The sequence below is a fragment of the Streptomyces sp. NBC_00525 genome (genome assembly GCF_036346595.1).
GTDB lineage: Bacteria > Actinomycetota > Actinomycetes > Streptomycetales > Streptomycetaceae > Streptomyces.
Map to the genome: position 1 here is coordinate 6,231,906 of NZ_CP107834.1, position 16,254 is coordinate 6,248,159.

The following is a 16,254-nucleotide window of genomic DNA, read 5'->3' on the forward strand; positions in this document are numbered from 1 at the left end:
CCTCACTCCGAAACCGTGACGTAACGGCCCGCCGGGCCCCGGTTGTCCCACGGCTCGCAGCGCTCCGACAGATCCACCCGCACTCCGTGCGGCTCCAGCGCCTCGATGACCCGGCGCTCCATCGGTTCGGTGAGGAAGTGGTGGTGCAGGTCCAGCGCGTCGAGGTGGGTCAGCGGCTGGCCCTCCAGGAGCGAGGCCGCGCCCTCGTCGCCGAGCGTGCCGCTGGACAGGTCCAGCGTGTGCAGCCGGGCCACCAGCGGGGCCGAGGCGACGGCGGCCGCGATCTCGTTCTGGATCTCGCTGTTGCGCAGGCCCAGATGGCGCAGGGCGGGGAACCGCGTACCGGACAGCAGCGGCGCCAGGTCGGCCACCTGGGCGTCGCCGCCGTAGGCCGAGACGCCGAGCCACAGCTCCAGCCGCTCCAGGGCGGGCAGTTCGCTGTCCAGGACGCCACGCACCACCTCGCGCGGCAGCCCGCCCGTCTCGATGGTGAGCGTCCGCAGCCGCTCGTGCTTCGTGGCCGGGAAGACCAGTTCGGAGCCACCGCGCACACCCAGCTCCACCAGCGAGGGGAAGGCCGCGAGCAGCGCCGTGACGTCGCTCTGCTCGATCCAGGAGATCTCCGACTCCTCCATCGTCATGTCGCCGACGAACACCGCCTCCAGCGAGGTCAGCCGGTCGGCGGCGGCGATGACGAGACCGATCGGGTACGAGGACTTCTCCTCGTAGGACTCGCCCCACTGCCCGATGATCAGGGCGCGGACACCCGCCGGATCGACCTCGTCCAGGAAGGCGTTGAACTCCTCCTCCCAGGTGCCCTCGTCCTCGTAGGCGTCGATCCACACCCGCCACGCGGCGGCGTCGGCGGCGGGCCGGGGGCCGCCGGCCTCCCCGGACTCGAAATCGACGGCCGGAAGGCCGAGCAACTCGTGCAGGTGGTCCACGGACATGGCACTGAGCTCCTGATGACGGCGACGGAAATGATGTCCGCAAGGTCTATCAAGACCCACTGACAATCCCGCGACCGCCCCCGCCCCCGGACCGCGCGGCGGCCGATTGTCAGACCCCCGCCGTAGCGTTTTCGATGTGGCCGGCACAGCGGGTGCCGCCGCAGAGGGGAGAGGTCTGTGTACCGGCAGGGCGATGTACTGATCGTGCCACTGGAGGAGTCGGCGGTTCCCGCGCAGCTCCTGGAGGCGCCGGGCGAACTGCGCGACGCGCGGGGCCGGCTGGTGCTCGCGCTCGGCGAGGTCACCGGACACGCGCACGCCGTGCCCGGCCCCGGCCGGCTCATCCGGGAACGCGGGGTGTTCGGCCCGATGCTGCTCCACCTCCCCGAGGGCGGGCGCGTGGTGCACGAGGAACACGCGACGATCCCGCTGCCCCGGGGCTGGTTCCGCGTGGTGCGCCAGCGGGAGTACGCGCCGGGGGCGGTCCGCATCGTCGCGGACTGACGGAGCGGAAGCCCTTCCGTTCGCGGACGGACCGGAGCGGCGGGCACAGCGGCAGGACCTGAAGGCCGGCACCGGGAGGACCGGGCCGGGTACGAAGCGGAACATGGGGACGGGGAAACCGATGCAGTACGTGGACTCTTGGCGGGCCGTGGCGGCGGCGACCGGCACGGCGGACCGGGCGGCCGCCGAGGAGGGGGTGCGGCTCGCCTACCGCCGCGCGGGGCTGCCCGAGCCCCTGGAGATCGTCTGGGCCGGCTCGCCGAGGGCGGCCGTGGAGGCCGTGGCGAAGCTGACCGACGCGGGCCGGTCCGTCCGCGACGACGTGCGCACCCGCCCCTGGGCGGAGGAGCGGCGCCGGGTGTACGACGCGCTGGGCCCGGCCGGCTGGTCCGCCCACTGGTCGGCCACCGGGGCCCAGCTTTGGGAGACCACGGCGGGCCTGGCCGAGCGGATACGGACCGGCGTGGTGGCCGACCTCGCCGGGGAGGACACCGAGGCCGAGTCGAAGGTGCGCCTGGCCCTGCTCGACGCGGTCCTGGGACAGCACGACGCGGCATGGCTCGCCGCCTTCGACGGCCGGGGCGACCGGCTCGACGGACTGGCGGCGGTGGCGCGCAACGCCGGCTGGTGGTGGCCCTACGAGCGGGTCGCGGTGATCTGCGAACGCCCGGACGCCCTGCACCGCGACGAGGCGGGCCGACTCGACCGGGGCGACGGACCGGCCCTCAGCTACCCGGACGGCTTCGCGCTGTACGCCTGGCGCGGCATGCCCGTGCCGGTGGAGTTCCTGAACGAGCTGGCCGCGCTGACCCCGAAGCGCATCCGCTCCGAGGAGAACGCCGAACTGCGCCGCGTGATGCTGGAGTACTACGGCTACGACCGCTACCTCACGGAGTCCGGTGCCGAACCGGTCCACCGCGACGAGACGGGCATCCTCTGGCGGATCGCCCTCGCCGGGGACGAGGACGTCGTCATGGTCGAGGTGGTCAACTCCACGCCCGAGCCGGACGGCACCCACCGCACGTACTGGCTGCGGGTACCGCCCCGGACCAGGACGGCCAAGGAGGGCGTCGCCTGGACCTTCGGCCTCAGCGGCGACGCCTACGAACCGCTCCAGCAGACCTGACCGGGCCCGAACGGCCGAGGAAGAGGAAGGAGACGGGAAAAGGAGACGGGGGAGAGGCGGGGGTCAGGCCGTCAGGGCCTCGTGGTCGATGCCGAGCTCGCGGGCGAGCGCCTGCTCGGTCCACTCCAGCATGGTCGCGCGCGAGAGCGGCCCGTTGTACGAGGTCATCTGCACCGCGAGCCCGTCCAGCAGGGCGGTCAGCCGCCAGGCCACGGACATCGGGTCGTCGCAGTGGAACTCGCCCGCCGCCGCGCCCTCCTCGATGACCTCGGCCAGCTCCGCCTTCCACTGCTGGTCGAGATCGCCGGCCACATTGCGCAGCGCCGGATCGCGCAGGGAGGCGGCCCAGCCCTCGATCCACAGCCGCCAACCCTTGGCCTGCCCGGTGGGCGCGTACCAGCGGACGGCCGCGCGCAGCCGGCGCACGGCGGTGGTGCGGCGGCCCAACAGCTTGCGCAGATGGGCGAGATCGATTTCGGCGGCATGGGCGAAGGCGGCCGCGACCAGCTTCTCCTTGGTGGAGAAGTGATAGAGCACGAGCGCGTTGCTGACACCCAGCACGGAGGCCACGTCGGCGATCCGCACGGCCGCGACCCCGCGCACCTCGATCTGTTCGACGGCGGCCCGCAGCAACTCCTCGCGCCGCTCCGCCACACCCAACCGCACTCTTGCCACGGCGTCACCCTAACCAATGACCTCCGGCATCCCCGCGCCAGGAGCCGCGTGCCGCGGGCGGGTTGGCGGTGTCAGCGGTACCAGCCGAAGCGCTCGGCCATCACCGGAAGCCGGTCGTCGGCCACGGCGTGCGCCGCCGCACGCGGGGTGCAGCCGTCCGCCGCCGCACGGGCCAGCACCAGCCCGACCAGGTTCCGCATCGCGCGCCGGGTGTGGGCGAACGCCTCGTCCGTGTCGGCCCCGATGTCACCGAAGAGCGTCCACCACCACCAGGCGTTGGTCCCGGAGTTGGCCACCACATCGGGGAGCACGGTGATCCCGCGCGCCGCGAGCAGGGCCTCGGCCTCCGGCAGCACCGGCATATTGGCGGCCTCGACGACCCAGCGGGCCGTGATCCCGGCCTGGTTCGACGCGTCCACGGCGTACGACACGGCGGCCGGCACCAGCACCTCCGCGTCCTGCGCGAGCCAGGCCTCGCCCGGCAGCTCCCGGTCGCCGGCGCGCAGCGCGCCCCGGTCCACCGTGCCGTGCGCGTCCCGCGCGGCGAGCAGCGCCTCCACGTCGAGCCCGGCCGGGTTCGCGATCGTGCCCTTGATGTCGGCGACGGCGACCACCCGGAGCCCGGCACGGGACAGGAAGCGGGCGGTGGCCCCGCCCATCGTCCCCAGGCCCTGGAGCGCCACCCGCGCGCCCTCGTGGGCGACGCCGTCCCGGTCCAGCGCGGCGAGCACCGCCTCGGCGACCCCGCAGCCGCCCACCAGCTCGTCCAGGCCGATGCCGTCCACCTCCAGGGCGAAGGCGTCGGCGAGTCTGAGGCGGGCCGCCGCCTCGTCCTCCAGGAGCGGATAGACGGCCTGCACGGTCGAGACGAGCCCGGCCTCCGCCGCCGCCCGGTCCACCAGGTCCTGGGACAGCCCCAGATCCTCGCCCGTCGTCCAGACGTTCTCGATGTAGGGGCGCATCGCCCGCAGATAGCGCACCAGCACGCCGTACGCCGCCGGGTCGCGCGGGTCGCAGTCGATGCCGCCCTTGGCACCGCCGAGCGGTATGTAGCGGGCGCCGGGCCGGTCCGCGTCGAAGTGCAGGGCCTCCTTCATCGTCATGCCCCGCGCGAGGCCGGCCACCTCCTCCAGCGTGCAGCCAGGCCGCATCCGCAGCCCGCCGCTCGACACCCCGCGCACCAGCCGGTCCACGACGAGGTGCCCCCGGCAGCCGGTCGCGTGATCGGTCCAGGTGAGCGAGATGAGCGGGGCGGGCGGGGACACCGGAGGCGTCGTCATCGGGAGTGCTCCTCGGCCACGGTCGGCGGACGGTCCCGGCGGACGCCGGAACCCGGTACTGAACCGCCGGTCAGTATCGGGAGGCGGGACACCGCCTGTCAACGCGGCGCCCGCCGCCCCGCCGCCCACTGGCCGGAACGCGCCGCCGCCCGGCCGCGGCGTGGGGGAGCAACTGGACCCGGCCCGCCCCGGCGGAATGCCGCGGCCGCGCCATTCGTTGGAAGGGCGGCCGGAGCGGGACGCCTCCGCATGGGTGCACCGCTCTCGCACTGGAGTGCCCGCTGCCCATAATTGAGACGACACCCGACTCCCCTGGAGACCCCGTGACCGGCGCCGACCACCCGCTCCCGCTGCGCACCCGGCTGCGCGCGCTGCGCCCCGCCGCCTTCGGGGCCGACCCGGACGGGGCCCGGATGGAGCGCATCCGCCGGTCCCCCAACTTCGCCGACGGTGTCTTCCGCAACCCCGTGGGGGCGCGCATCAGACCCACCGGCTCCACCCTGGAGTTCGCCCGGGTCTACTTCCGCAAGGAGGAGCGGGTGCTCAGGGCCCCCGCCGCCCCCGTGCCCGTGCACCCGACGACCGTGGCCGACCTCGCCCGGCCGCCCGCCTCCGGGCTCCGGATCACCTGGATGGGCCACTCCAGCGTCCTGGCGGAGATCGACGGCCGGCGCGTGCTGTTCGACCCGGTCTGGGGCGACCGCTGCTCCCCCTTCGCCTTCGCCGGCCCGCGCCGCCTGCACCCGGCGCCCGCGCCGCTCACCGCCCTCGGCCCGGTCGACGTCGTGGTCATCTCGCACGACCACTACGACCACCTGGACCTGCCGACGATCCGCGCCCTGGCCCGTACCGACACGGTCTTCGCCGTCCCGCTCGGTGTCGGCGCCCATCTGGAGAGCTGGGGCGTCGCGCCCGACCGGCTGCGCGAACTCGACTGGAACGAGACCGCCACCGTCGGCGGGATCGCCCTCACCGCCACCCCGGCCCGCCACTTCTGCGGACGCGGCCTGCGCAACCGGCAGCACACCCTCTGGGCGTCCTGGGCCGTCGCCGGACCCGAGCACCGGATCTACCACAGCGGCGACACCGGCTACTTCCCCGGCTTCCGGACCATCGGCGCCGAGCACGGGCCCTTCGACGCCACCATGATCCAGATCGGCGCGTACAGCCAGTTCTGGTCCAAGGACTCCACGGACAGCCTGCCGGAGCCGGGCGCCTGGCCCGACATCCACATGAGCCCCGACGAGGGTGTGCGCGCCCACCTCGACCTCCAGGGCGGCGACCCGGCCGCCGGGGTCATGCTGCCGATCCACTGGGGGACGTTCAACCTGGCGCTGCACCCGTGGGCCGAGCCCGCCGAGTGGTCGATGCGCGCGACCGAGTCCGTGGGCGTCACGATGGTCGCGCCGCGTCCCGGCCGCCCCTTCGAGCCCGCGGACCCGCCGCCCGTCGAGCCGTGGTGGCGTGCCGTCGCCGCCGAACCGGCGCCCGGCTGGGGCAACTGGCCCCCGGTCCACGTACAGCTCCCCGAAGCGGCCGAAAGCGTCGTTCAGGGGCCCGGCCGGGACCGGGCACCCCAGATCTGAGACCCGGGGAATCGTTCTCCCGTACGAGCGCTCATACCAGAGCGGGACGGATGGCGGGCAAGTTCCACAACTGGCCCGCACGCCCGCACTTCTGCCGACTACCGTGTGTGCCCGGTGATCAACGGTGGGCTCATATTTCTCCGGGCCCGCCCGGCCGATGACCCGAAATGCCCGAACACCGTAGGCGCCACCGCTGGAACGCAGATGCCTGGGGCCCCACGTACCGAGGACGCTGATGTCTCAACTTCGCGCACCCGACGCGCGACCGGAACGACGAGAGGGCGGGCGGCACGGCCGACCGGGTGCCCGTTCCCACTCGGCCGCGGCCGGACCGCGCGCCACCCGCCCGGCCCCCGAGGCGCGCATACGCCCTCAACTCCTGCGCACCGCCGTGCTCCCGGCCCTCGCGGTCGCCCTCGCCGGCGCCGCGGCCGTCATCTTCACCGCCCGCGCGGGCCACGCCCGCCCGTCCACCGAACTGTGGGCCGCGCTGGGCGCCGCGGGAGCACTCGCCCTCGGCGCGATCGGAGCCGCCTTCCTGGCCGCCAACCGGGCCGCCACCACGGTCCTCGGCCGCTGCCTCGCGCTGCGCCGCACCAGCGTGCAGAGCCAGGCGGAGCTCCAGCGCGCCGTGGAGCAACTGCGCAACGGCGAACCCGTACCGGCCCGGCGCGCCCCGCAGAACCCGCCGCCCGGCGGCGACCCCTTCGAACTGCTCGCCCAGGAGATGGCCCGCCAGCAGGAAGGGGCCGTGGCCGCCGTCGTCGAGGCGTCCCGGCTCTCCGAGCCCAGCGGCGAGGACCAGAAGGTCGAGGTCTTCGTCAACCTCGCCCGCCGCCTCCAGTCGCTCGTGCACCGCGAGATCCAGCTGCTGGACGAGCTGGAGCACGAGGTCGAGGACCCGGACCTGCTCAAGGGCCTCTTCCACGTCGACCACCTGGCCACCCGCATCCGCCGGCACGCAGAGAACCTCGCCGTCCTGGGCGGCGCCGTCTCCCGCAGGCAGTGGAGCAACCCGGTCACCATGACGGAGGTGCTGCGCTCGGCCATCGCCGAGGTCGAGCAGTACCCGAGGGTCAAGCTCGTCCCCCCGATCGACGGCACCCTGCGCGGCCACGCCGTGGCCGACGTCATCCACCTCCTGGCCGAACTCGTCGAGAACGCCACGGTGTTCTCCGCCCCGCACACCCAGGTCCTGCTGCGCGCCCAGCACGTCACCGCCGGCCTCGCCCTGGAGGTGGAGGACCGCGGCCTCGGCATGCCCGGCGAGGAGCAGAAGCGGATGAACGCCCTGCTCACCGACCCCGACCAGGTCAACGTCGCCCGGCTCCTGCAGGACGGCCGCATCGGCCTCTTCGTCGTCGCCTCGCTGGCCCGGCGCCACGGCATCGCCGTACGCCTGCAGAGCAACATCTACGGCGGCACCCAGGCCGTCCTGGTCCTGCCGCAGACCCTGCTCGGCGCCGACGAGGACACCGCCGAGCGGACCGGCGAGACCCCGGTCCCGCCGCCCGGCCCCGTGCACCGCCCGCCTCCCCTGGAGGACGGCCCGGCCCCGCACCCGCCGGCCGCCGCCCCGCCGGCCCCCACCCCGGCCGCGCACACCCCCGAGCCCTCCGTCCCGCACACCCCCGAGCCCGCCCGGGTCCCGGCGCACGCCCCGGTCCCGGCGCCCGCCCCCGAGCCGGAGCGCCGGCCCTACGTCCCGAGCCAGCAGCCCCGCCCGCACCGGGCCCCGCCGCAGCCCGGCCGCCCGGACGGGGCCCCGCCCCTGCCGCTGCGCGCCGAGCGCGTGGACCGGCCGGCCGACGACGCGCAGGGCCCGCCCCCGGCCGCGGAGGGCGCCGCCCCGCAGCCCGCGGCCGACCGGCCGCTGCTGCCCAGGCGCGCCCACCAGGAGCACCTCGTCCCGCAGCTCAGGGAGGCCCCCGCCCCCCGCTCCGCCGACGAACCCGTCCTGCACGACCCCGGTCTCGTCGCCGCCTTCCGGCGCGGCATCGACCTCGCCGAGGCCCGCGCCGAGTCCGAGGCCGAACCCGGCACCGCGCCGGAGGCGCCCGCCGGGGCCACCAGCACCACCACCGCCGCGCAGCTCGGGGCGCCGCCCCGGCCGCTGCCCGTCCGGGGGGCGCCCGCTCCCGTGCCACCGCACGGCGCCGGGGCGCCGGCGTACCCCGGCCACCACGACCCACTCGCAGCCCACCCCATCAAGGAGTAGATGCACCATGGCGACCGATATGCCGTCCGGTCAGGTCTCGGACCTCGACTGGCTGCTGAGCGGCCTGGTACAGCGCGTGCCGTACACCCGCAGCGCCGTGCTGCTCTCCGCCGACGGACTGGTGAAGTCCCTCCACGGCATGGACGCCGACAGCGCCGACCACATGGCGGCGCTGGCGGCCGGCCTCTACTCGCTGGGCCGCAGCGCGGGAGCGCGGTTCGGCGACAACGGGGAGGTCCGCCAGGTGGTCGTCGAGCTCGACTCGACGCTCCTGTTCGTCGCCACCGCCGGTTCCGGGACGTGCCTGGCGGTGCTCGCCGGCCGCAACGCCGACGCCGCAGTCCTCGGCTACGAGATGACCATGCTGGTCAAGAGCGTACGGCCGTATCTCATGACCCCGGTGAGACAGGCGGCCGGAGTGCCGGGCGCCGCGGGACTGTGAGCATGGCGGTCACCCAGGACGGGCCGCTGCTCGACGACGCGGCGGGCCGCCTCATCCGCCCCTACACGGTGAGCAACGGCCGTACCCGTCCCACGGCCGTGCTCGACCTGCTCTCCCTGGTGATGGCCACCGGGTCCGTACCGCAGAGCCACCTCGGCCCCGAGCACTCGGTGGCGCTGGAGCTGTGCGAGGGCCCCACGTCGGTGGCCGAGATCGCCGCACATCTGGGGCTGCCCGCGGTCGTGACCAAGGTGCTTCTGTCCGACCTGGTCGACTGCGGCGCCGTCACCGCCCACGCACCCGCCTTCCAAGACACGCCCACCGACCGACATCTGCTGGAGGCAGTGCTCGATGGCTTACGACGAACGCTCTGACGGCTACGGCCACCCGGACGGCTCCGGCCGCGGCTACGGCTACGGCTTCGCGGACCACGGTTCCGGCGGCGGGTACGGGCAGGAGACCGCCACTGCCGCGTACACGGCGGCGCCCGCCGCCGCCGAGGGCTTCCCCGTCGCGCTCAAGGTGCTGGTGGCGGGCGGATTCGGCGTGGGCAAGACCACCTTCGTCGGGGCGGTCAGCGAGATCGCGCCGCTGAGCACGGAGGAGCTGCTGACCCAGGCGAGCGCCGCCACCGACAGCCTGGAGGGCGTCGAGGCGAAGACCTCCACCACGGTGGCGATGGACTTCGGCCGCATCACGCTGGACGACCAGCACGTGCTCTACCTGTTCGGCACGCCGGGCCAGGAACGCTTCTGGTTCATGTGGGACGAGCTGTCGCAGGGCGCGCTGGGAGCGGTGGTGATCGCGGACACCCGCAGGCTGGAGGAGTGCTTCGCGGCCGTCGACTTCTTCGAGCGGCGCGGCATCGGTTTCGTCGTCGCGGTCAACGAGTTCGACGGCGCCTACCGCTACGGCCCCGAGGAGGTGCGCGCCGCCCTCGACCTCTCTCCCGACGTGCCGGTGGTCCTGTGCGACGCCCGGATCGCCAGCTCCGGCACCGGCACGCTGGTGACGCTGGTCCAGCACCTGATCAACGCCACCGACGACCCGGTTCCGATGTCCGGTCACGCCGGGTTCGGGGCCCGGTCGTGATTCCGCATACCGCCGGACGGCTGCTGCTGACGCCCGTGGACGGTGACGCTCCGGCGCGCTCCCGGCGGCTGCGCAGCCTCGGCCTGGGGGAGCGGGACGACGCCTCGTTCGACGACTTCGACGCCTTCGCCGACCGGGTGGCCGAAGTCACGGGCGTGCCGTTCTCGATGGTCAATTTCATCGACGGCAACCGGCAGTTCTACGCCGGGCTGCACACCCCCGCCGGCACCCGCAGGGGCGCCGACCTGGGGGCCACGGCGGCCGGCAGCGGGCGCAGCGGCCGCTATGTGGCGCTCGACCACGGCTACTGCCCGCATGTGGTGGCGCGCCGCAAGGCGCTGGTGCTGGACGACGTCTGCGACTACCCCCGGTTCGCCGGCAACCCGGTCGTGGACGACATAGGCATCCGCTCCTATCTGGGGGCGCCGCTCATCGACCGCACCGGGATCGCGCTGGGCGCGGTCTGCGCCGTGGACACCGTGCCCCGGCCCTGGGGGAGGGCGGGCCTGGACACGATCAAGGCCCTTGCGCGGGAACTCGCCGGGCAGCTGCGCGGCCGGGAGGACGACGCCCTGGGCCTCTGACCGGGAACGCGTTCGTGACCACCCGGTGAAGTGCGGTATTGTTCTCATGCGCGTTCAGCCAGGGGGAAACCCCAGGTCAGACGGGCATCGGGACGTGGCGCAGCTTGGTAGCGCACTTGACTGGGGGTCAAGGGGTCGCAGGTTCAAATCCTGTCGTCCCGACTGGTGACAGTCGTAGATGGAGGGCCGGTTTCGGAGCAATCCGAAACCGGCCCTCCATCGTTCCCGGGTGGCCGGGGGCATGCCCCCGGCCGGGTGCGTGTCAGGTGATGGGCACGCCGGGGTTGACGAGTCGGGCGGCCCCGGTCGCCCGGTTGCCCGAGGTGACGGTGGCGGGACAGCCGGTGGCGTAGTTGGTGATGTTGATGGCGTAGCGGGTGGGTCCACCGGCACCGGTCAGGTCGGCCGTGTTGTCCCGGAAGACGGTGCCGCAGCCCCAGCCCGGTGCCTGGCTGTGCGTCTGGAAGCCGTCGTTGGTGGTGTGGATGCCGTGGTTGTTCTCCACGGTGTAGCCGTTGCCCTTGATGTCCACCCAGGAGTCGTCGTAGTTGGCTCCGGTCAGGCCGTCGCCGTCGAAGGTGTTCCCGGAGATCAGGCCGCCCGTGGTGCCTTCCTTGATGTCGATGTTCTCGCCGCCGACGCGGGGACCGATGCGGTTGTCGAGGATGCGCACATGGTCGCTGGCGTCCGTGAGGGTGTTCGCCGAGCCGACGTAGATGCCCTCGCCCATGCCGTTGCCGGACAGGCCCGTGTCGTGGATGAAGGAGTTCCGCACCACTCCGTAGCTGCTCGACGTGCGGAAGTGGATGCCTTCCATGGTCGTGTGGTGGACCTCGACGGAGTCGACGACGACGTGGTCGGACGAGTCGACCATGATCCCCTTCTGGCCGCCGGTGACGGTGATGCCCTCGACCACCCAGTAGGGGGCGTTCATGAACTGGATGCCGTTGCCGCCGCCCGTGGGGGTGGTCAGGACCGCGGCCCGCGAGCCGGTCAGGGTGATCGGCGCCTGCGCGGTCCCGCCGGTCGTGACCTTGAAGTTGCCGGCGTAGGTGCCGTCCGCCAGCGCGATCGTCTGCCCCGGTGCGGCGCCGGCCAGGGCGGCCTTGAGTTCCTTGGCGCCGGACACCTTCACGGTGGAGCCGTCGGACGGGTCGGACGTGGGCGTGGGGGTGGGCGTCGGAGTGGGCGTCGGGGCCGGAGTGGTCGGTGTCGGTGTCGGCGATGGGTCCGGGGCGGTGCCGGGGGCCGTCACGACGACGTCGTCCACCGCTACGGCTCCGGTCCCGTACCAGCCGCTGACGGTCAGGGTCAGCTCCGTGGTGGCCGCACCCGTGGTCACGTCCAGGCGCGACTGCGTCCAAGTCGTCGACTGGGTCCAGGTGGAACGCTGCACCCCGGCGCCCGTGACGGACACCTGCGCATAGGGCCCCTTCGTCCAGAGGCTCACCGCGTACGCCGTGCCGGGGCGCACGGTCACGGTCTGCGTGCAGGGGGCGGTGTCCCCGGCGCCGGGGCTGGACAGGAGCGCGTGCGTTCCGCCGTGCGGGCTCGCCGAGGTGGCCGAGGAGGCTCCCGCGCAGGTCCAGCCCGAGGTGTCGCCGGTCTCGAAGTCGCCGTTGCGGACCAGGTTCGCGGGGCCGTCCGCCGACGCGGAGCCGGCCGGCCCCAGCAGGCCGGAGGCGACGAGCGCGGCGGCGGCCACCACGCCGAGCGCACCTCTGGCGGCGCGGCGTGCGGGAGGCCTCGACCGGCCCGAGGACAAGGGGGTGGGGGACATGCCGGTGCCTCCGAATCGGAACGCGGACTCCGCTCGCGGCGGCCGCGGTGGGGGGAGAGAGGGAGGCTCAGGTTGGACTAGACCAGAAGGGGAGTCAAGGGGTGGGACATGCCCGCGGTTCGAGCGGGCTCCGGGCGGTTGCCGGGGTGGGTGAGAGGGGGAACGGGCGTCTGGTTACCATATGAGCGCCGCCTAGCTCGAAAGATAAACCTGTGACTGTCAATGACGACGCGTTCACCAATTGGAAGCACCGCGAAGAAGTCGCGGAGTCGATGATTCCGATCATCGGGAAGCTGCACCGCGAGCGGGACGTCACCGTCCTGCTGCACAGCCGCTCACTGGTCAACAAGTCGGTGGTGAGCATCCTCAAGACCCACCGCTTCGCCCGCCAGATCGACGGCGACGAGCTCTCGGTCACCGAGACCCTGCCCTTCCTGCAGGCCCTCACCACCCTGGACCTGGGCCCCTCCCAGATCGACATCGGCATGCTCGCCGCCCTCTACAAGGCCGACAACCGCGGCCTCGACGAGGCGGGGTTCACCGCCGAGGCCGTCTCCGGAGCCATCGGCGACAACAAGATCGAGCGCCGCGAGTCGCGCGACGTGGTCCTCTACGGCTTCGGCCGCATCGGCCGCCTCCTGGCCCGGCTGCTCATCGAGAAGGCGGGCTCGGGCAACGGCCTGCGGCTGCGCGCCATCGTGGTCCGCAAGGGCGCGGGCCAGGACATCGTCAAGCGCGCCTCGCTGCTGCGGCGCGACTCCATCCACGGCCAGTTCCAGGGCACGATCACCGTGGACGAGGCCAACAACCGGATCGTCGCCAACGGCAACGAGATCCAGGTCATCTACTCGGACGACCCCACCACCGTCGACTACACCGCGTACGGCATCAATGACGCGATCCTCATCGACAACACCGGCAGGTGGCGCGACCGCGAGGGCCTGTCCAAGCACCTGCGCCCCGGCATCGCCAAGGTCGTCCTGACCGCGCCCGGCAAGGGCGACGTCCCCAACATCGTGCACGGCGTCAACCACGGGACGATCAAGCCGGACGAGCAGATCATCTCCTGCGCCTCCTGCACCACCAACGCGATCGTGCCGCCGCTCAAGGCGATGGCCGACGAGTACGGCGTGCTGCGCGGACACGTGGAGACCATCCACTCGTTCACCAACGACCAGAACCTGCTGGACAACTACCACGGCTCCGACCGCCGGGGCCGCTCCGCGCCGCTCAACATGGTGATCACGGAGACGGGCGCCGCCTCCGCCGTCGCGAAGGCGCTGCCCGACCTGGAGGCGACCATCACGGGCAGCTCCATCCGGGTCCCCGTGCCGGACGTCTCGATCGCGATCCTCAGCCTCAAGCTCGGCCGCGAGACCACCCGCACCGAGGTCCTCGACCACCTCCGTGAGGTGTCGCTGACCTCCCCGCTGAAGCGGCAGATCGACTTCACGACCGCCCCGGACGCGGTGTCGAGCGACTTCATCGGCTCCCGGCACGCCTCCATCGTGGACGCCGGCCCCACCCAGGTGGACGGCGACAACGCGATCCTCTACCTCTGGTACGACAACGAGTTCGGCTACTCGTGCCAGGTCATCCGGGTCGTCCAGTACGTCTCCGGGGTGGAGTACCCGACGTTCCCCGTCCCGGTCGCCTGACCCCGCGCCGACGACGACAGGTCCCGCCCGCCCTCTGTGTCGAGGGCGGGCGGGACCTCGCCCGTCAGGCCGTGCCGCCGGCGACCGCCGCCGGCGCGGGCGCGTACCCCGTGGCGCGGGTGGTGAACGTGCCCCGGCCCTGCGTGCGGCTCCGCAGCCGCGTCGCGTAACCGAACAGCTCGGCCAGCGGCACGGTCGCGGTGACCACCGCGGCGGCGCCCCGCGTGGTGGACCCGGAGACCCGGCCGCGCCGGGCGGCCAGATCACCGAGCACCCCGCCGACCGCGTCGTCCGGCACGGTGACCGTAACCTCGACCACCGGCTCCAGCAGCACCATCGCGCTTGCCCGCAGGGCCTCCCGGAGCGCGAACCGCCCGGCCGTGCGGAACGCCATCTCCGAGGAGTCCTTGGAGTGCGTGGCGCCGTCGACCAGCGTCACCCGCACCCCGGTCACCGGATGCCCGCCCAGCGGCCCCTCGGCCAGCGCGTCCCGGCAGCCCGCCTCGACCGCCCGCACGTACTCCGCCGGCACCCGGCCGCCGACGACCGCCGAACGGAACGCGAACACCGCCTCCTCGCCGTCGCCCGCCTCCAGCGGTTCGACGTCGATGACGACATGGGCGAACTGCCCGGCCCCGCCGTCCTGTTTGACGTGCCGGTAGACCAGTCCGGACACTCCGCGCACCAGCGTCTCCCGGTGCGCGACCTGCGGCCGGCCGACCCGGACGTCCAGGCCGTGGTCGCGGCGGATCTTCTCCGCGGCCACCTCCAGATGCAGCTCGCCCATGCCCGAAAGCACCGTCTGGCCCGTCTCGGCATCCGTACGCACCACCAGCGACGGGTCCTCCTCGGCCAGCCGGACCAGGGCGGCCATCAGCCGCTCCGTGTCCGTGCTCCGCCGTGCCTCCACGGCCACGGACACGACCGGCGCGGCCACCGAGGGCGGTTCCAGGACCAGTGGGGCGTCCGGCGCGCACAGCGTGGCGCCCGGACGGACCGACTTCGGGCCGATGACCGCGACGATGTCCCCGGCCACCGCCGTGTCCACATCGACATGGCGGTCAGCCCGCACCCGCAGGATGCGGCCGACGCGCTCACCGCGCCCGGTGCTCGCGTCCAGCACGGTCTGCCCCTTTCCGATCGTTCCCGAGTACACGCGCAGATAGGTCAGCCGGCCCGTCGCCGTCGCGTTCACCTTGAACGCCAGCGCGGCGAATGGCCCCGCCGGATCGGCGGCCCGCTCCCGCACCTCGTCGCCGAACATGCCCCGTACCGGCGGCACGTCGGCGGGCGAGGGCAGATACGCCACGACCGCCTCCAGCAACGGCTCCACACCCCGGTTGCGGTACGCCGAACCGCACAGCACCACGACCCCCTCACCGGTGTGCGTCAGATCGCGCAGCGCCCCGGCCAGCGTCGCCTCCGAAAGCTCGGAGCGTACGCAGAACTCCTCCAGCGCCGCCGGATGCAGCTCCGCCACCGCCTCCTCCAGGAGCCGCCTGCGCCGCACCGCCTCCTCGCGCAGTTCGGCGGGCACCGCGCACTCCTCGTAGGTGTCGGCGCCGTCCGCCCACACCAGGGCGCGCATCCGCAGCAGGTCTACGACGCCGCGGAAGGCGTCCTCGCTGCCGATGGGCAGCTGGACCACCAGCGGGACGGTGTGCAGCCGGTCCCGGATGGAGGCGACGGCCGTGTCCAGGTCGGCGCCCGCCCGGTCCAGCTTGTTGACGAAGGCGATCCTCGGGACGGAGTGCCGGTCCGCCTGGTGCCACACCGACTCGCTCTGCGGCTCCACCCCGGCCACCGCGTCGAACACCGCGATCGCGCCGTCGAGCACCCGCAGCGAGCGCTCGACCTCGTCGGCGAAGTCGACGTGCCCCGGTGTGTCGATGAGGTTGATGCGGTGACCGTCCCACGAACAGCTCACGGCGGCGGCGAAGATGGTGATGCCCCGGTCGCGTTCCTGGGAGTCGAAGTCCGTGATGGTCGTCCCGTCGTGGACCTCACCGCGCTTGTGGGTGGTGCCGGTGGTGTAGAGGATGCGCTCGGTGACGGTCGTCTTGCCGGCGTCGACATGGGCCAGGATGCCCAGGTTGCGGACGGTGTCGAGTGCGGCGTCGAGGGAACGGTGCTGGTGGGTACGCACGGCCGGTGGCCTTTCGGGATGATCCGGAAGAAGACGGCGCGATTCCCGGACGGAACGGCCCGCGAGGGGCCCGGCGGAACCCGCCACCCCGCCTCTCGGCACAGGGGTGACCAAGCGTCAGGAGACGGCAGAGGCCCGCGTGTTCGTCACGGGGTCCGGGGCCGGCCGCGCAGCCGGCGCCGGGCGGCGCGAGACACCAGGATCACCTCGAAC

At 73.3% G+C, this 16,254-nt stretch carries 14 protein-coding genes, 1 tRNA gene and 1 pseudogene; 10 read left to right on the forward strand and 6 right to left on the reverse strand.

Annotated features, from left to right (window positions below; all coding sequences use genetic code 11):
• Positions 1 to 2: 2 nt before the first annotated feature.
• A complete protein-coding gene (locus tag OG710_RS27300; protein ID WP_330241700.1) occupies positions 3 to 950 on the reverse strand; it encodes an STM4015 family protein in 948 nt (315 codons plus the stop codon).
• 177 nt (positions 951 to 1,127) lie between these two features.
• On the opposite strand from OG710_RS27300, the gene OG710_RS27305 reads away from it, so the two are divergent.
• Both OG710_RS27305 and OG710_RS27310 read left to right on the forward strand, forming a co-directional pair.
• The gene (locus OG710_RS27305) at positions 1,128 to 1,454 is read left to right on the forward strand and encodes a hypothetical protein (protein WP_330241701.1); all 327 of its coding nucleotides are present in this window, start codon (positions 1,128 to 1,130) and stop codon (positions 1,452 to 1,454) included.
• A 121-nt stretch (positions 1,455 to 1,575) separates the two neighbouring features.
• Entirely contained in the window at positions 1,576 to 2,580 is a 1,005-nt protein-coding gene (locus OG710_RS27310; RefSeq protein ID WP_330242355.1) for a DUF6745 domain-containing protein, read from the forward strand.
• A 63-nt stretch (positions 2,581 to 2,643) separates the two neighbouring features.
• Here OG710_RS27310 and OG710_RS27315 read toward each other — a convergent pair whose 3' ends face one another.
• Both OG710_RS27315 and OG710_RS27320 read right to left on the reverse strand, forming a co-directional pair.
• Complete coding sequence (locus OG710_RS27315) at positions 2,644 to 3,234, reverse strand: TetR/AcrR family transcriptional regulator (protein ID WP_111339329.1); 591 nt, start codon at positions 3,232 to 3,234, stop codon at positions 2,644 to 2,646.
• Positions 3,235 to 3,326: 92 nt separating this feature from the next.
• Positions 3,327 to 4,535 (reverse strand): glutamate dehydrogenase, encoded by a 1,209-nt coding sequence (locus tag OG710_RS27320; RefSeq protein ID WP_330241702.1) that lies wholly within the window; start codon positions 4,533 to 4,535, stop codon positions 3,327 to 3,329.
• A 323-nt stretch (positions 4,536 to 4,858) separates the two neighbouring features.
• Between OG710_RS27320 and OG710_RS27325 the strand changes: the two genes are divergently transcribed.
• The 7 genes from OG710_RS27325 (at position 4,859) to OG710_RS27355 (ending at position 10,619) form a co-directional block, all read left to right on the forward strand.
• The gene (locus OG710_RS27325) at positions 4,859 to 6,121 is read left to right on the forward strand and encodes an MBL fold metallo-hydrolase (RefSeq protein ID WP_330241703.1); all 1,263 of its coding nucleotides are present in this window, start codon (positions 4,859 to 4,861) and stop codon (positions 6,119 to 6,121) included.
• Between the two features lie 235 nt (positions 6,122 to 6,356).
• Positions 6,357 to 8,339, forward strand: a complete 1,983-nt coding sequence (locus OG710_RS27330; RefSeq protein WP_330241704.1) for a sensor histidine kinase — start codon at positions 6,357 to 6,359, stop codon at positions 8,337 to 8,339.
• 7 nt (positions 8,340 to 8,346) lie between these two features.
• Entirely contained in the window at positions 8,347 to 8,781 is a 435-nt protein-coding gene (locus OG710_RS27335) for a roadblock/LC7 domain-containing protein (protein WP_111339333.1), read from the forward strand.
• Positions 8,782 to 8,783: 2 nt separating this feature from the next.
• The gene (locus OG710_RS27340) at positions 8,784 to 9,155 is read left to right on the forward strand and encodes a DUF742 domain-containing protein (protein ID WP_330241705.1); all 372 of its coding nucleotides are present in this window, start codon (positions 8,784 to 8,786) and stop codon (positions 9,153 to 9,155) included.
• On the forward strand, positions 9,133 to 9,873 hold the full coding sequence (locus OG710_RS27345; protein WP_330241706.1) for a GTP-binding protein: 741 nt from the start codon (positions 9,133 to 9,135) through the stop codon (positions 9,871 to 9,873). The genes OG710_RS27340 and OG710_RS27345 overlap by 23 nt, the downstream gene beginning before the upstream one ends.
• Positions 9,870 to 10,457 carry a GAF domain-containing protein gene (locus OG710_RS27350; protein ID WP_111339336.1) on the forward strand — a complete coding sequence of 196 codons (588 nt, stop codon included), beginning with the start codon at positions 9,870 to 9,872 and terminating at the stop codon, positions 10,455 to 10,457. The genes OG710_RS27345 and OG710_RS27350 overlap by 4 nt, the downstream gene beginning before the upstream one ends.
• Positions 10,458 to 10,545: 88 nt before the next feature.
• Positions 10,546 to 10,619: transfer RNA gene (locus OG710_RS27355), tRNA-Pro, on the forward strand.
• A 100-nt stretch (positions 10,620 to 10,719) separates the two neighbouring features.
• Here the strand turns inward: OG710_RS27355 and OG710_RS27360 are convergent.
• Positions 10,720 to 11,727, reverse strand: coding sequence for a right-handed parallel beta-helix repeat-containing protein (locus OG710_RS27360; RefSeq protein WP_443064339.1), 1,008 nt, complete (start codon positions 11,725 to 11,727; stop codon positions 10,720 to 10,722).
• Between the two features lie 57 nt (positions 11,728 to 11,784).
• Positions 11,785 to 12,237 (reverse strand): annotated as a pseudogene (locus OG710_RS27365) (carbohydrate binding domain-containing protein); the annotation flags it as partial.
• A 212-nt stretch (positions 12,238 to 12,449) separates the two neighbouring features.
• Between OG710_RS27365 and OG710_RS27370 the strand changes: the two are divergent.
• On the forward strand, positions 12,450 to 13,895 hold the full coding sequence (locus OG710_RS27370; RefSeq protein ID WP_330241707.1) for a glyceraldehyde-3-phosphate dehydrogenase: 1,446 nt from the start codon (positions 12,450 to 12,452) through the stop codon (positions 13,893 to 13,895).
• A gap of 64 nt (positions 13,896 to 13,959) precedes the next feature.
• On the opposite strand, the gene fusA is transcribed toward OG710_RS27370, so the two are convergent.
• Positions 13,960 to 16,041, reverse strand: coding sequence for an elongation factor G (gene fusA / locus OG710_RS27375; RefSeq protein WP_330241708.1), 2,082 nt, complete (start codon positions 16,039 to 16,041; stop codon positions 13,960 to 13,962).
• Positions 16,042 to 16,254: the final 213 nt, after the last annotated feature.

Excerpts from the sequence above, each read along its gene's own strand:
- OG710_RS27335 (WP_111339333.1), top strand. The coding sequence starts at position 8,347 with ATGGCGACCGATATGCCGTCCGGTCAGGTCTCGGACCTCGACTGGCTG.
- OG710_RS27310 (WP_330242355.1), top strand. The coding sequence starts at position 1,576 with ATGCAGTACGTGGACTCTTGGCGGGCCGTGGCGGCGGCGACCGGCACG.
- OG710_RS27345 (WP_330241706.1), top strand. The coding sequence starts at position 9,133 with ATGGCTTACGACGAACGCTCTGACGGCTACGGCCACCCGGACGGCTCC.
- OG710_RS27330 (WP_330241704.1), top strand. The coding sequence starts at position 6,357 with ATGTCTCAACTTCGCGCACCCGACGCGCGACCGGAACGACGAGAGGGC.
- OG710_RS27300 (WP_330241700.1), bottom strand. The coding sequence starts at position 950 with ATGTCCGTGGACCACCTGCACGAGTTGCTCGGCCTTCCGGCCGTCGAT.
- OG710_RS27340 (WP_330241705.1), top strand. The coding sequence starts at position 8,784 with ATGGCGGTCACCCAGGACGGGCCGCTGCTCGACGACGCGGCGGGCCGC.
- OG710_RS27320 (WP_330241702.1), bottom strand. The coding sequence starts at position 4,535 with ATGACGACGCCTCCGGTGTCCCCGCCCGCCCCGCTCATCTCGCTCACC.